The 14,607-nt window shown below is 67.5% G+C and carries 14 protein-coding genes; 12 read left to right on the top strand and 2 right to left on the bottom strand.

Annotated features, from left to right (window positions below; genetic code table 11):
• Positions 1–258 precede the first annotated feature (258 nt).
• Positions 259–2,124: a ribosomal protection-like ABC-F family protein gene (gene abc-f / locus AC5P60_RS18800; protein WP_483693851.1), complete on the top strand. Its 1,866-nt coding sequence runs from the start codon at positions 259–261 to the stop codon at positions 2,122–2,124.
• A 78-nt stretch (positions 2,125–2,202) separates the two neighbouring features.
• Here abc-f and ampR read toward each other — a convergent pair whose 3' ends face one another.
• Positions 2,203–3,069 carry a LysR family transcriptional regulator AmpR gene (gene ampR / locus AC5P60_RS18795; protein WP_483693850.1) on the bottom strand — a complete coding sequence of 289 codons (867 nt, stop codon included), beginning with the start codon at positions 3,067–3,069 and terminating at the stop codon, positions 2,203–2,205.
• Positions 3,070–3,244: 175 nt separating this feature from the next.
• Here ampR and blaL2 point away from each other — a divergent pair, with 175 nt between their 5' ends.
• The 3 genes from blaL2 to AC5P60_RS18780 all read left to right on the top strand — a co-directional run bounded on the left by blaL2 (position 3,245) and on the right by AC5P60_RS18780 (position 6,151).
• The gene (gene blaL2, locus AC5P60_RS18790; protein ID WP_111173457.1) at positions 3,245–4,156 is read left to right on the top strand and encodes a L2 family extended-spectrum class A beta-lactamase; all 912 of its coding nucleotides are present in this window, start codon (positions 3,245–3,247) and stop codon (positions 4,154–4,156) included.
• Between the two features lie 85 nt (positions 4,157–4,241).
• Entirely contained in the window at positions 4,242–5,456 is a 1,215-nt protein-coding gene (locus AC5P60_RS18785; protein WP_005410765.1) for a cation:proton antiporter, read from the top strand.
• A gap of 53 nt (positions 5,457–5,509) precedes the next feature.
• Positions 5,510–6,151 (top strand): hypothetical protein, encoded by a 642-nt coding sequence (locus AC5P60_RS18780; protein WP_033832988.1) that lies wholly within the window; start codon positions 5,510–5,512, stop codon positions 6,149–6,151.
• A 49-nt stretch (positions 6,152–6,200) separates the two neighbouring features.
• Here the strand turns inward: AC5P60_RS18780 and AC5P60_RS18775 are convergent, their stop codons facing one another.
• Positions 6,201–6,938 (bottom strand): DUF3011 domain-containing protein, encoded by a 738-nt coding sequence (locus AC5P60_RS18775; RefSeq protein WP_033832987.1) that lies wholly within the window; start codon positions 6,936–6,938, stop codon positions 6,201–6,203.
• Positions 6,939–7,096: 158 nt separating this feature from the next.
• On the opposite strand from AC5P60_RS18775, the gene aspS reads away from it, so the two are divergent.
• The 8 genes from aspS to AC5P60_RS18735 all read left to right on the top strand — a co-directional run bounded on the left by aspS (position 7,097) and on the right by AC5P60_RS18735 (position 14,562).
• The gene (gene aspS / locus AC5P60_RS18770; protein ID WP_483693849.1) at positions 7,097–8,848 is read left to right on the top strand and encodes an aspartate--tRNA ligase; all 1,752 of its coding nucleotides are present in this window, start codon (positions 7,097–7,099) and stop codon (positions 8,846–8,848) included.
• A 16-nt stretch (positions 8,849–8,864) separates the two neighbouring features.
• Complete coding sequence (locus AC5P60_RS18765) at positions 8,865–9,182, top strand: hypothetical protein (RefSeq protein ID WP_005410761.1); 318 nt, start codon at positions 8,865–8,867, stop codon at positions 9,180–9,182.
• A 31-nt stretch (positions 9,183–9,213) separates the two neighbouring features.
• Positions 9,214–9,735, top strand: a complete 522-nt coding sequence (locus tag AC5P60_RS18760; RefSeq protein ID WP_005410760.1) for a GNAT family N-acetyltransferase — start codon at positions 9,214–9,216, stop codon at positions 9,733–9,735.
• 75 nt (positions 9,736–9,810) lie between these two features.
• Positions 9,811–10,443 carry an esterase/lipase family protein gene (locus tag AC5P60_RS18755; protein ID WP_005410759.1) on the top strand — a complete coding sequence of 211 codons (633 nt, stop codon included), beginning with the start codon at positions 9,811–9,813 and terminating at the stop codon, positions 10,441–10,443.
• Between the two features lie 184 nt (positions 10,444–10,627).
• On the top strand, positions 10,628–11,359 hold the full coding sequence (locus AC5P60_RS18750; RefSeq protein WP_005414277.1) for a YebC/PmpR family DNA-binding transcriptional regulator: 732 nt from the start codon (positions 10,628–10,630) through the stop codon (positions 11,357–11,359).
• A gap of 105 nt (positions 11,360–11,464) precedes the next feature.
• Positions 11,465–11,986, top strand: a complete 522-nt coding sequence (gene ruvC / locus AC5P60_RS18745) for a crossover junction endodeoxyribonuclease RuvC (RefSeq protein ID WP_005410757.1) — start codon at positions 11,465–11,467, stop codon at positions 11,984–11,986.
• A 13-nt stretch (positions 11,987–11,999) separates the two neighbouring features.
• Entirely contained in the window at positions 12,000–12,593 is a 594-nt protein-coding gene (gene ruvA, locus AC5P60_RS18740) for a Holliday junction branch migration protein RuvA (protein ID WP_005410756.1), read from the top strand.
• A gap of 49 nt (positions 12,594–12,642) precedes the next feature.
• Positions 12,643–14,562 (top strand): potassium transporter Kup, encoded by a 1,920-nt coding sequence (locus tag AC5P60_RS18735; protein ID WP_005410755.1) that lies wholly within the window; start codon positions 12,643–12,645, stop codon positions 14,560–14,562.
• The last annotated feature ends 45 nt before the right edge of the window (positions 14,563–14,607 follow it).

The raw sequence follows: 14,607 nt of genomic DNA, 5'->3' as shown, positions 1-14,607 counted from the left end.
GCGCAAGGCAGGAATTAACGGGATATTCAGTGCCTGTCAAATGGTTGCAACAGGAAAAAACGTTGCAGCAGCAACCATTTAGCGGCAGAGGGCAGCGGCGGGAGGTGGGGCCCGGGGGCTGCGCGGGGCCGACGAGGGAGAGAGTTGGCCTGCCGCCGCGCATCCCGGGGCGCGTCAAGTATTCGTTAACGCTAGAATTACGTCGCAGGAACAGTGCTCACCAGCACATTCCATCCGGTTATATGGACCCCTCCCCCGATGATCTCCCTTCGTAATTTCGCCTTGCGCCGCGGCGAGCGGCTGCTGTTGTCCAATGTCGACCTGACCCTGCACGCCGGTTACCGGGTGGGCGTGGTCGGCCGCAACGGTGCTGGCAAGTCCAGCCTGTTCGCGGCGGTGAAGGGCGAGCTGGAGGCCGACAAGGGTGACGTCGACCTGCCCGGCAAGGTCCGTATCGCCAGCGTGGCCCAAGAAACCCCGTCGCTGCCGGACCCGGCGCTGAGCTTTGTGCTGGGCGGGGATACCGATGTGGCTGCGGTGCTGGCTGAAGAGGCTGAAGCAACCGCGCGCGAAGATTGGGAGGCGGTGGCCAACGCGCACACGAAGATGGCCGAGATGGGGGCCTACGACGCCGAAGCGCGCGCCGGCAAGCTGCTGCACGGCCTCGGTTTCCCGGCCGAGACCCACCACCGCGCGGTGTCCTCGTTCTCCGGCGGCTGGCGCGTACGCCTGAACCTGGCCCGCGCGCTGATGATGCCCAGTGACCTGCTGCTGCTGGACGAACCGACCAACCACCTGGACCTGGACGCGGTGTACTGGCTGGAGCAGTGGCTGCTGAAGTACCCCGGCACCCTGCTGTTGATCTCGCATGACCGCGAGTTCCTCGACAACGTGGCCACCCACACCCTGCACCTGCACGGCGGCGGCGCCAAGCTCTACCCGGGCGGTTATACCGATTTCGAGCGCCAGCGCGCCGAACAGCTGCGCCAGCAACAGATCGCGCACGAGAAGGAACAGGCCGAGCGCGCCCACCTGCAGAGCTTCATCGACCGCTTCAAGGCACAGGCCAGCAAGGCCGCGCAGGCGCAGAGCCGCATGAAGCGCCTGGCCAAGCTGGCCGGCACCGAAGCAGTGCGCGCCGAGCGCGAGTTCCGCATCGAGTTCGCGCCGCCGGCCAAGCTGCCGTTCTCGCTGATCCGCCTGAACCATGTCGAGGCCGGCTACGGCAAGGACGCAGTGATCCTGCACAACGTCGGCTTCGGTCTGGAAGCGGGCCAGCGCATTGGCCTGCTCGGCCCGAACGGTGCCGGCAAGACCACCCTGGTGAAGACCCTGGTGGGCGAGCTGGCGCCGATCGTCGGCGAGCGCATGGCGCACCCGGACCTGAAGATCGGCTACTTCGCCCAGCACACGGTGGAGTCGCTGCACGAAGGCCAGTCGCCGATGGAGCACTTCCGCGAGATCGCCCCGGACGCACCGAACCAGTCGTTCCGCGACTTCCTCGGCAAGTGGAACTTCCCGGGTGACCGCGCGTTTGAGCCGGTCGATGGCTTCTCCGGTGGCGAGCGCGCACGCCTGGCGCTGGCGCTGATCGCCTGGCAGCAGCCGAACGTGCTGCTGCTGGACGAACCGACCAACCACCTTGACCTGGAAATGCGCGAAGCGCTGGCCGAAGCATTGGCCACCTTCGAAGGCGCGATCGTGATGGTCTCTCACGACCGCCATCTGATCGGCCTGGTCTGCGATACCTACTGGCGCGTGGCCGATGGCGTGGTCGAGCCGTTCGATGGCGACCTGGATGCCTACGCCGCGTGGCTGCGTACCCGCCCGCAGGCGCAGGGCACCAAGGCGCGCATGGAACAGGTGGAAGAGCCGGTGGTGGTCAAGACCGTCCCGGTGGCGCAGGTGATGCAGAAGAAGCCGGTGAACCCGCACAAGCTGGCCGCCGCTGAAGCCAAGGTGGCCGAGCTGGAAGGTGCCCTGGCCGAGCTGGACCGCCAGCTGGCCGACCCGGCCAACTACGCCGATGCCACGCGCATGGCCGTGCTTGGCCGCGATCGCGAAACCGCCGCCGCGCAGCTGGAAAAGGCCGAAGCCGCTTGGATGGAACTGCTCGAGTCCTGACCGGTAGTGCCGGCCGCTGGCCGGCAGCGCGATGCGCCCACAACGATCAAGGGATTGCCGGCCAGCGGCCGGCACTGCCTACGCGCCCTGTGCCTGCAGCCATTCGCGGAAGCGCCTGGCCGGCTCACGTTCGGCACGCGATCGCAGCCGCGTCAGCCAGTAGCGCCCCAGCTCCAGCGTGGTGCTGAACGGCTGCAGCAGGCGATCCTCGGCCAGTTCCTGCTCGAACATGCGCAGCGGCAGCAAGGCCACACCGGCGCCACCGGCGGCCGCCATCGCGACCGTCAACGAGGAATCGAATACCGGCCCGCGCGCTTCCACGCCGCTGACCCCGGCCGCCTGCAGCCAGCGCGGCCATTCGTCGCTGCGGTAGGAACGAAGCAGCGGCAGCGTGCCCAGGTCGCGTGGCTGTTTCAGGCGCCGCGCCAGCGCCGGTGCGCACAGCGGTGCAAACGGCGCGTCGAGGATCGCCGTGCACGCCTGGCCCTGCCAGTCGCCATCACCAAAGCGGATCGCCAGGTCCAGCCCTTCTCCGGCCAGGTCGATGCGGTTGTTGTGGGTCTGCAGGCGCAGCTCGATGTCCGGGTGCGCTGCCTCGAACGCGGCCAGCCGTGGCAGCAGCCAGCCGGTGGCGAAGGTGCCGACCACGCCCAGGGTCAGCACTTCACGCGCAGGTCCGCCGGTGTAACGCGCGATGCTGGCGGAGATGCGCTCGAACGATTCGTTGAGCACCGGATACAGGGCCGCGCCTTCATCGGTGAGCGCCACGCCGCGCGGGAGGCGATGGAACAGGCGGATGCCGAGCCGGTCCTCCAGCCCACGGATCTGGTGGCTCAGTGCGGCCTGGCTGACACACAGCTCCAGCGCGGCACGGGTGAAGTTCTGGTGGCGGGCGGCGGCCTCGAAGGCGCGCAGCGCGTTCAGTGGCAGGGTAGGGTGCAACATCGCGCAGTCGTGAGCTGGAGTGATGGATGATCCTAACGCTTCAACGAAACATTTCGGAAAATTAAGGGGTTGAACGCGTCAGGCATTAGTTGAACTAATGTCTCTCGCAGATTTTTTGCGCTGGTCGCCCCCGATCTAGGCTTCAATAATCGAGCGGTCCCCCAGGAGAACCCGCATGCTCGCCCGTCGCCGATTCCTGCAGTTCAGTGGTGCCGCCGTGGCTTCCTCGCTTGCCTTGCCGCTGCTGGCACGTGCAGCGGGCAAGGCCACCGCCAACGCACCCACCGATGCCGCCATCACCGCCGCCAGTGATTTCGCCGCGCTGGAAAAGGCCTGCGCCGGACGCCTCGGCGTGACCCTGCTGGACACTGCCAGCGGTCGCCGCATCGGTCATCGCCAGGACGAGCGCTTCCCGATGTGCAGCACCTTCAAGAGCATGCTGGCGGCCACCGTGCTCAGCCAGGCCGAACGCATGCCGGCATTGCTGGACAGGCGCGTGCCGGTGGGCGAGGCCGATCTGCTCTCGCATGCACCGGTCACCCGCCGCCACGCCGGCAAGGACATGACCGTGCGCGACCTGTGCCGTGCCACGATCATCACCAGCGACAACACCGCCGCCAACCTGCTGTTCGGCGTGGTCGGTGGCCCGCCCGCAGTGACCGCGTTCCTGCGCGCCAGCGGCGACACGGTGAGCCGCAGTGACCGGCTGGAGCCGGAGCTGAACAGCTTTGCCAAGGGCGATCCACGCGATACCACCACGCCGGCGGCGATGGCCGCGACCCTGCAGCGCGTGGTGTTGGGCGAGGTACTGCAACCGGCTTCGCGGCAGCAGCTGGCCGACTGGCTGATCGACAACGAAACCGGCGACGCCTGCCTGCGCGTGGGCCTGGGCAAGCGCTGGCGCGTGGGTGACAAGACCGGCAGCAATGGTGAAGACGCGCGCAACGACATCGCCGTGCTGTGGCCCGTAGCCGGGGGCGCCCCGTGGGTGTTGACGGCTTATCTGCAGGCAGGTGCGATCAGCTACGAGCAACGCGCTAGCGTGCTGGCACAGGTGGGGCGGATTGCCGACCGGTTGATCGGATGAGGTAACCGGGGTCATTCAAACGTGGCTTGCCGGATCGGTTCGGCGCGCGCATCCTGCGCGCGTTCGAACCACACGGAAGTCCCCCATGAGCCATGAACTGATCTACCTGCTGCTGATCTTCGCGCTGCTGGTGATCCCGCGCGCGCTGCAGCGTTTCAGCCTGCCCGCGCCGCTGACCTGCCTGCTGTTCGGCATCATCGGCATGCTCTGGCTGGGCGACCAGGCCCACGATGCGGTGATCGGCCTGCTGGCCACGCTGGGCATTTCCTCGCTGTTCCTGTTCGCCGGCCTGGAAGTGGACCTGCAGGCGCTGCGCCGTGGCATGTGGCCGCTGCTGGCGCACCTGGTGATCCGTACCGGCACGCTGTTCGGCGTGGGCTGGCTGGCCTGGCGCTATGCGGGGCTGCCGTGGCAGGCCGCCGGGCTGTTGGCGCTGGCGCTGCTGACGCCGTCCACGGGCTTCATCATGGACTCGCTGTCGCGGCTGGGCCTCAGCGAAGACGAGCGGTTCTGGGTGACCAGCAAGGCCATCGCCGGTGAACTGCTGGCGCTGGCGGCGTTGTTCATCGTGCTGCAGGCCGGTGACCCAGGGCACATGGCGTTGTCCAGCCTGGCACTGCTGGCGATGATGATCGGCCTGCCGCTGCTGTTCATCGCGCTGGGCCGCTGGGTGGCACCGCACGCGCCGGGCTCGGAATTCTCGCTGCTGGTGATGGTCGGCATGGTGGCGGCCTACATCACCTACCTGCTGGGCGTGTACTACCTGGTTGGCGCGTTCATCGCCGGCCTGGTCGCGCGCCTGCTGCACCAGCGCATGCCGCTGCTGGCCTCGCACGAGAACCTGCACGCGCTGCGCCTGTTCGCCTCGTTCTTCGTGCCGTTCTACTTCTTCAACGCCGGCACCAAGGTGCCCGCCGAAGCGCTGAGCTTCGAGGCGCTGGGGCTGGGCATCGTGATCACCCTAGTGGTGCTGCCGCTGCGCATCGGCGTGGTCTGGCTGCAGCGCCGGGTGATGTTCGGCGAGAGCTTCCGCAGCAGCCTGCGGGTCTCGCTGGCGCTGGCACCGACGCTGATCTTCACCTTGGTGCTGGCGGCGATCATGCGTGAGCGCTTCCAGATTCCGGCGGTGCTGTTCGGTGCGCTGCTGCTGTACGCGGCGCTGACCACGCTGTTGCCGTCGCTGGTGTTCCGTACACCGTTTGACGTTGATCCGGTGGAGCAGGAGCCGGCCGGCGAGGGCGAGGCCGCACCGGTGGCGGCGACCGAAGCACTGCCGGCAGCACCGTCTGCCGAGCGCTGAGCGGGACTGGCGCGCGGTTTGCGCCCATCGTCCATGGCCGTTAGGGTTGGGGCATGAGACCGATTGCCGTTGCCACTACCGCCGCCCTCCTGCTCAGCCTCGCTGCGTGCACGCAGCGCTCCGATACGGTCGCCCATGACCTGGCGACCGCACCGGCCGATGCGTTCATGGCCGCCATCGCCGCACATTGCGGCCAGGCCTACGTCGGCAAGGTGGTGGAGGACACGCCTGCACCGACCGCCAAGGATCCGTTCGCCGGGCAGCGCCTGGTCATGCATGTGCGCGGCTGCGCCGACCCGGCGCATGAGCTGCGCATTCCGTTCCATGTCGGTGATGACCACTCGCGGACCTGGGTGCTGACCCGCACGCCGAACGGGCTGCGCCTGAAACACGACCATCGCCACGAAGACGGCAGCCCCGACGCAATCACCCTGTACGGTGGCGACAGCACGCCGCCGGGCACCGCCGAGCGCCAGCAGTTCCCTGCCGATGCCGATTCGGTGGCGATGTTCCGCCGTGCCGACATGCTGGCTTCCACGCACAACACCTGGGCGATGGAGATCGATCCGGACCAGACGTTCGTCTACGAACTGACGCGCCCGGACGGCCGCCGCTTCCGCGTGCAGTTCGACCTGAGCAAGCCGGTCGACCTGCCACCGCCACCGTGGGGCGACGACATAGCACCCGCGCCGTGATCCCGGGGTCGGATCCCTCCTGCGGAGGGCTCTGACCCCGACCCTGCACTCATCGCGTGCCGAAGCGCGCCCGGCAGCCGTTGCTCACCCACACCTGACCACGCGAGTAACCCCAGCTGCGGCCTTCCTGGCAGGCGCTGCCCGACAGCTGCTGCTGCAGCACCGGCCGGCCCTGGCGCTCATCCCAGTCGCAGGTCTGCGAGCGGTTGTTGTTGCTGCTGCAGGTGACGGAATAGTTGCTGTTGCCACCGCCCCAGCCGCCACCGCCCCAGCCGCGGGCCTCGGCGAATTCGGCGCGGCAGCCATTGCTGACCCATACCGCGCCGTTGCGCACACCCCAGGTACGGCCCTCGTCGCAAGGGCTGCCGGACAACTGGCGGACCAGGCGGGCATTGCGCCAGCCGACCGGGCAGCTGCGCTCGCGGTTGTTCTGGCTTTCGCAGCGGATGGTCTCGCCGGGCCGACCGTTGTTGCCTCCCCAGCCACCGCCATTGCCGCCGCTCCAGCCACCACGGGCCTCGACGAACTCGGCGCGGCAACCATTGGTGACCCAGATGCTGCCATTGCGGCTGCCCCAGGAGCGCCCTTCCTCGCAGGGGCTGCCAGACAACTGGCGGACCAGCTGCGCGCCGCGCCAGCCGGTGTTGCAGACCCGTTCGCGGTTGCTCTGGCTTTCGCAGCGGATCACCCCGTTCTGCGCAGAGGCGGACGGGGCGGGCAGGGCAAGGGTGCCCAGCGCACCCAGGCTGAGGGTCACGGCCAGGCTGGCCAGGGACAGCGGTTTCATGGCGGCATCCCATACGGTGGCAGGTGCCCGACTATAGGGAGGGGGACGATCAAGCCGGTGTGACTGGCCGGATTTGCCCCAGCCGGGGCCTCGGCCGCAGAATACGAGGCTTTCCGGCCCCCACCCGGTGCCGGCGTTCTCCAGCGGAGCTTCCCCCCATGCGTACCCACTTCTGCGGCCTGGTCGACGAGACCCTGATTGGCCAGACTGTCACCCTCGCCGGCTGGACCGACGTGGCCCGTAACCAGGGCGGCGTCTGCTTCATCGATCTCCGCGATCATGAAGGCATCGTGCAGGTGACGGTGGAGGTCGACAATGCCGAAGTGTTCGCGGTGGCCGCGTCGCTGGGCTACGAGGATGTGCTGCAGGTGGAAGGCGTCGTGCGTGCCCGCCACGCGGTGAACGACAAGATGCGCACCGGCAAGGTGGAAGTGATCGCCACCGCCATCACCGTGCTGAACAAGGCTGCGCCGCTGCCGTTCCACGCCCATGAGAACCCGGGCGAGGAAACCCGCCTGAAGTACCGCTACCTGGACCTGCGCCGCCCGGAAATGCAGCGCATGCAGCGCACCCGCATCAAGCTGGTGCAGGCGCTGCGCCGCCACCTGGACGAAAAGGGCTTCCAGGACATCGAAACCCCTATCCTGACCAAGGCCACCCCGGAAGGCGCACGCGACTTCCTGGTGCCGGCGCGCATGCACCCAGGCGAGTTCTACGCACTGCCGCAGAGCCCGCAGCTGTTCAAGCAGATCCTGATGATGGCCGGCTTCGACCGCTACTACCAGATCGCGCGCTGCTTCCGCGACGAGGCCCTGCGTGCCGATCGCCAGCTGGAGTTCACCCAGCTGGACATGGAATTCGCCTTCGTCCGCGAGCGCGACGTGCAGGATTTCGTCGAGGACATGATCCGCGCCATCTTCAAGGAAGTGGTGGACGTGCAGCTGGATGCCAGCTTCCCGCGCATGACCTGGGCCGAGGCCATGCGCCGCTACGGCTCGGACAAGCCGGACCTGCGCATCGCGCTGGAGCTGGTGGACGTGGCCGAACTGGTCAAGGACAGCGAGTTCCCGGTGTTCACCGGCCCGGCCAATGATGCCGAAGGCCGCGTTGCTGCGCTGCGCATCCCGGGCGGTGCGTCGCTGTCGCGCAAGCAGATCGACGAATACGCCGCGCATGCCGCCAAGTACGGCGCCAAGGGCCTGGCCTACATCAAGATCGCCGACAACGGCGAAATCAGCTCACCGATCCAGAAGTTCTTCAGCGAGGAATCCTTCGCCGCGCTGGTGGCCCACGTCGGCGCCGGCAACGGCGACATCGTGTTCTTCGGCGCCGGTGGCTACAACAAGGTCTCCGACTTCATGGGCGCGCTGCGGCTGAAGGCCGGCAAGGACTTCGGCCTGGTCGCCGACGGCTGGGCGCCGCTGTGGGTCACCGACTTCCCGATGTTCGAGTGGGACGAGGAAGAACAGCGCTACGTCGCCCTGCATCACCCCTTCACCGCACCGGCCGTGGACGACATCGCCGACCTGCGCGCCAATGCCCGTACCGCCGTTTCGCGCGGCTACGACATGGTGCTCAACGGCAATGAGATCGGCGGCGGTTCGATCCGTATCCACCGTCCGGACATGCAGAGCGCGGTGTTCGAGCTGCTGGGCATCGGTGCCGAAGAAGCCCGTGCCAAGTTCGGCTTCCTGCTCGACGCGCTGAACTACGGCGCGCCGCCGCACGGTGGCATCGCCTTCGGCATCGACCGCATCGCCGCGCTGATGGCCGGCACCGAGTCGATCCGCGACGTCATCCCGTTCCCGAAGACCACGGGTGCACAGGATCTGATGACCGACGCGCCGTCGCCGATCGTCGACGCGCAGCTGGCCGAAGTACACATCCAGGTTCGCCCCAAGACCAACTGATCAGGAGATCCAGGCAATGACCGAGTTTGCGTTTTCGCTGGAGTGGGAAAAGCTGGGCAATGAAGGCTCCGAGGCCAACCTGGTCACCGAGCGTGCACGCGTGTTCGGCGGTTGGCTGGTCCGCGTCGGTACCAACCCGGCCGCGATGGCCCTGACCTTCGTCGCCGACGGTGAAGGCCGTTGGGATGGAGAAGACTTCGGCGTCGAGGATTACGAGGACGACGAAGAGGAAGAGTACGACGAGGACGAGGAAGGCGAAGAAGACGAGGACGAAGAGGAATACGAGGAAGAGGACGAGGAAGACGAAGAAGCGGAATCGTCGGAAAAGGCTTGACCGCCCCTTCGCGCTGACGTCAACTTCCTGCATGTATTCCATCCGCCGCGCCACCGTGGACGACGCGCCGACCCTGTCGGCGCTGGCCGCCCGCACGTTCACCGAAACCTTCGGCCATCTGTATCCGCCGCAGGACCTGCAGGCCTTCCTTGAGGAGGCCTACACGGTCGAGCGCCAGCGCGTGATCCTGGCCCACCCGGATTACGCGGTGTGGCTGCTGGAGCTGGACGGGGAGGCGGTCGGCCATGCCGCCGCCGGCCCCTGTGGCCTGCCGCACCCGGACGTGAAGCCCGGTGACGGCGAACTCAAGCGCCTGTACCTGATCAAGACGCAGCAAAGCTGCGGCTGGGGCAGCCGCCTGCTGGAAACCGCGCTGGCCTGGCTGGAACACGAGGGCCCGCGCACCCTGTGGTTGGGCGTGTGGTCGGAGAACTTCGGCGCACAGCGCTTCTACGCCCGCTACGGGTTCGAGAAGGCCGGCGAATACCTGTTCCCGGTGGGCGACACGAACGATCTCGAATTCATCCTGCGCCGCGCACCGCGCGCGGCCTGATGTTCACTGCCGCTTGCTGCGCGCGCGTGTTCAATCACCGTACGTTCCTGCCCCGCTGACCGCCAGGCTGTTTGCATGACTCCCCCCGTATTGCTGCTGCATGGCATCTGGAATGCCCGCGCCTGGGTCGGGCCGCTGGCCTGGCGCCTGCGCGCGCGCGGCTTCCAGGTGCACGCGTTTGGTTATTCCTCGGTGTTCGGTGGGCCGGACGTGGCCGTACCGCAGCTGCTGGAGCGGCTGGCCGACGCCGGCCCACTGAGTTTGGTCGGCCACAGCCTGGGCGGGCTGCTGGCGCTGGAAGCGCTGCGGCGCAATCCGCAGCTGCCGGTGCAGCGCGTGGTCTGCCTGGGTTCACCGCTGCGCGGCAGTGGCACCGCGCGCTCGTTGTCCGATCATGGTTGGGGGCTGGCGCTGGGGCGCAGCAGCGAGCTGCTGCTGGACGGCCTGCCGGACTGGCAGGGCAAGGCCGAGGTCGGGCTGATCGCCGGTTCGGTGCCGCATGGTCTGGGCAGCCTGCTGGGCGCGATGGACGACGCCTCCGATGGCACTGTGGCCCTGGCCGAAACCCGCCTGCCGGGCCTGACCGATCATTGCGTGGTGCGCACCAGCCACAGCGGCCTCGTGGTGTCGCCGGATGCCGCGCGGCAGACCGCGCATTTCCTGCGCCACGGCCAGTTCGACCACAGCCGCGACGCCGCCGCCGCGTAATCTGGTAGGGGCGACCGCCCTGGCTCGGTGGGTGCGGACCGTCCTGCCCTGGTGGATGCGAACCGTTGGTTCGCACGCGCTTCGCCGGGCCATGCGCGACGGCATCTCCGCCCTAGACACGGTTGCCGCCCCCGATCAGGTAGAATCCGCGCCTTGATCCTGAAGCAGCCAGACGGTAGCACCCATGGGTAGAGGCCCCTCCATCGAAGCCCGCAAGAACGCGTCCGACGCGAAGCGCGGCAAGATTTTCACCAAGATCATCCGCGAGATCGGCGTTGCCGCGCGCGGCGGTGGAGGCGACCCCAACAACAACCCGCGCCTGCGCGTGGCGGTGGACAAGGGCCTGGCCGTGAACATGTCCAAGGACGTGATCGAGCGCGCCATCAAGAAGGCCACCGGTGAACTGGAAGGCGTCGACTACGAGGAAATCCGCTACGAAGGCTACGCCCCGGGTGGCGTGGCCGTGATCGTCGACTGCCTGACCGACAACCGCGTGCGCACCGTGGCCGATGTCCGCCATGCGTTCAGCAAGTGCGGCGGCAACATGGGCACCGAAGGCTCGGTGGCCTTCATGTTCAAGCGCCTGGGCGTGCTCAGCTTCGCCCCGGGTGCCGACGAGGAAGCCATCACCGAGGCGGCCATCGAGGCCGGCGCTGATGACATCGTGGTCTATCCGGACGATGGCTCGATCGATGTGGTCACCAGCCCCGACGCGTTCAGCGCAGTCAAGGACGCGATGACCGCCGCTGGCCATGTCGCCGACCACGCCGAGATCACCTTCCGCGCCGACAACGACATCAAGGTCGAGGGCGAGGTCGCCCTGCAGGTCAAGAAGCTGCTGGACATGCTGGAAGACCTGGACGACGTGCAGGACGTGTATTCCAACGCCGAACTCGGCGCCGACGCCTACGCCTGAGCCGTCTTCGACGGCCTGGGCGCGGGCCGTTGAACGGTCACCGCGGACAGTCATGAGCCCATACGCCTGCCAGCGCATTCCGTTCCGCCCCGCCAGGAGTGCAGCATGACCCGCATCCTCGGCATCGACCCCGGTTCGCAGCGGACCGGGGTCGGCATCATTGATGTCGATGCCACCGGACGCGTCAGCTACGTGCACCACCAGCCGCTGGTGCTGCTGGGCGCTGACGACTTCCCGCAGCGCATGAAGCTGCTGGTGCTGGGCCTGGCCGACCTGTGCCGCGAGTATGAGCCGCAGGAAGTGGCCATCGAACGCGTGTTCATGGCCCGCAACCCCGATTCGGCATTGAAGCTGGGCCAGGCCCGTGGCGCGGCGATCTCGGCGGTGGTGCTGCGCGACCTGCCGGTGCACGAATATGCTGCCAGCGAGATCAAGCTGGCGGTTGTCGGGCGCGGTGGCGCCGAAAAGCAACAGGTTCAACACATGGTCGGGCTCATGCTCAACCTGAAAATCAAGCTGCAGGCCGACGCGGCCGACGCGTTGGCGGTGGCGATCACCCATGCCCACGTAAGGGCGACGGCCAACCGCCTGGGGCTCAGTGCCCGCCAGGCATGGGGCCGCAAATGAGGAGCTGCACGCAATGATCGGTCGACTGCGCGGCATCGTCGCCTACAAGGCGCCGCCGTGGCTGGTGGTGGACGTGAACGGAGTGGGCTACGAACTGGAGGCGCCGATGAGCACCTTCTACGACCTGCCCGAGCTCGGCCGCGAGGTCACCCTGTACACCCACTACTCGCAGAAGGAAGACAGCGTCTCGCTGTACGGCTTCCTGCGCGAGGGTGAGCGGCGCCTGTTCCGCGACGTGCAGAAGGTCAGTGGCATCGGCGCGAAGATCGCGCTGGCCGTGCTGTCCGGCGTCACCGTCGAGGAGTTCGCGCGCATGGTCCAGGCCGGTGACATCACCGCGCTGACCCGCATTCCGGGCATCGGCAAGAAGACCGCCGAGCGCATGGTGCTGGAGCTGCGTGACCGCGCGGCCCAGTTCGGTGCCGGCGGCGCGCTGCCCACCGGCAGTGGCCCGGCCCCGGCCGACCCGCTGTCCGATGCCACCGTGGCGCTGCAGCAGCTGGGCTACAAGCCGGCTGAAGCCGCCCGCATGGCCCGGGACGCCTTCAATGAAGGCGACGAAGTGGCCACCGTGATCCGCAAGGCGCTGCAGTCGGCGCTGCGTTGATCCGCCTTCCTTTCCTTCAACAAACCGCCTGAGCTTCGCCAGGAGTCCCATGTCCAGCAGTCAAACCCCGCACGCAGCCGCCCCCGGCGGCCATGGCCACGCCCCCTCCGCTGGAGGACTGGCGCTGGTCATCGGTGCGATCGGCGTGGTCTTCGGCGATATCGGTACCAGCCCGCTGTACACCCTGAAGGAGGCGTTCTCGCCGCACTACGGGCTCAACAGCGACCACGATACCGTGCTGGGCGTGCTGTCGCTGGCGTTCTGGGCGCTGAACCTGGTGGTGACGCTGAAGTACGTCACCATCATCATGCGCGCCGACAATGATGGCGAGGGCGGCATCATGGCGCTGATGGCGTTGACCCAGCGCACGCTGCGCAATGGCTCGCGCTCGGCTTATGTAGTGGGCATCCTCGGCATCTTCGGCGCCTCGCTGTTCTTCGGCGACGGCGTGATCACCCCGGCCATGTCCGTGCTCAGTGCGGTCGAAGGCCTGGAGGTGGCCGCGCCCGGACTGCATGTCTTCATCGTGCCGGTCACCCTGGTGGTGCTGCTGGCAGTGTTCGCCGCGCAACGCTTCGGTACCGAGAAGATCGGCAAGGCGTTCGGCCCGATCATGGCGATCTGGTTCGTATCGCTGGCGGCGATCGGCATCTACAACATTGTCGATGCGCCCGAGGTGCTGAAGGCCTTCAACCCATGGTGGGGCATCCGCTTCTTCATGGAGCACGGCTGGCACGGCATCTTCATTCTCGGTGCAGTGGTGCTGGCGGTGACCGGCGGCGAAGCGCTGTATGCGGACATGGGCCACTTCGGCCTGCGACCGATCCGCCACGCCTGGTACTTCTTCGTGCTGCCGTGCCTGGTGCTGAACTACCTGGGGCAGGGCGCACTGGTGCTCAACCACCCCGAGGCCCTGAAGAATCCGTTCTTCGAGGCGGTGCCCTCGTGGGCGCTGTACCCGATGATCATCCTGGCCACCATGGCGGCGGTGATCGCCTCGCAGTCGGTCATCACCGGCGCGTTCTCGGTCTCGCGCCAGGCCATGCAGCTGGGCTACATCCCGCGCATGCGCATCAAGCACACCTCGCACGACACCATCGGCCAGATCTACATCCCGGGCATCAACTGGGGCATCGCGGTGATGGTGTTCGGCCTGGTGCTGGCGTTCCGCAGCTCGTCCAACCTGGCCGTGGCCTACGGCATCTCGGTGTCGGCCACGATGCTGATCGACACCCTGCTGCTGGCGGTGGTGGCACGTTCGCTGTGGCCGAAGTCGCGTGGCTGGCTGCTGCCGCTGTGCGTGGTGTTCTTCATCATCGACCTTGGCTTCGTCATCGCCAACGGCGCCAAGCTGCTGCAGGGCGCCTGGTTCCCGGTGGTGCTGGGCATCTTCCTGTTCACCATGATGCGCACCTGGCGCCGTGGCCGCGAGCTGCTGCGTGATGAGATCCGCAAGGACGGCATCCGCCTGGATACCTTCCTGCCGGGCCTGATGCTGGCACCGCCGGTACGCGTGCCGGGCACCGCCGTGTTCCTCACCGCCGACCCGACCGTGGCCCCGCACGCGCTGATGCACAACCTCAAGCACAACAAGGTGCTGCACGAGCGCAACGTGTTCCTGCACGTGGAAACCCTGCCCATTCCCTATGCGATGGAAGGGCAGCGGCTGAAGATCGAGTCGGTGGGCGACGAGTTCTACCGGGTCTATGTGCGCTTCGGTTTCATGGAAACCCCGGACGTGCCGCTGGCGCTGATGCGCTCGTGTGACCACGGTGGCATCTACTTCGACCCGATGGACACCACCTTCTTCGCCAGCCGCGAAACCATTGTGGCCACCGCCAACCGCGGCATGCCGATCTGGCGCGACAAGCTGTTCGCGCTGATGCATCGCAACGCCGCCCCGGCCACGGGCTTCTTCCGGATTCCGGGCAACCGCCTGGTGGAACTCGGCGCGCAGGTGGAGATCTGACCGCGCGGGGTCGGATCCCTTTTCCGCAGGAAAAGGGCTCTGACC

This window comes from Stenotrophomonas sp. YJH_SMC_120, assembly GCF_059368675.1.
This window is presented reverse-complemented; position numbering and strand designations above follow the sequence as displayed.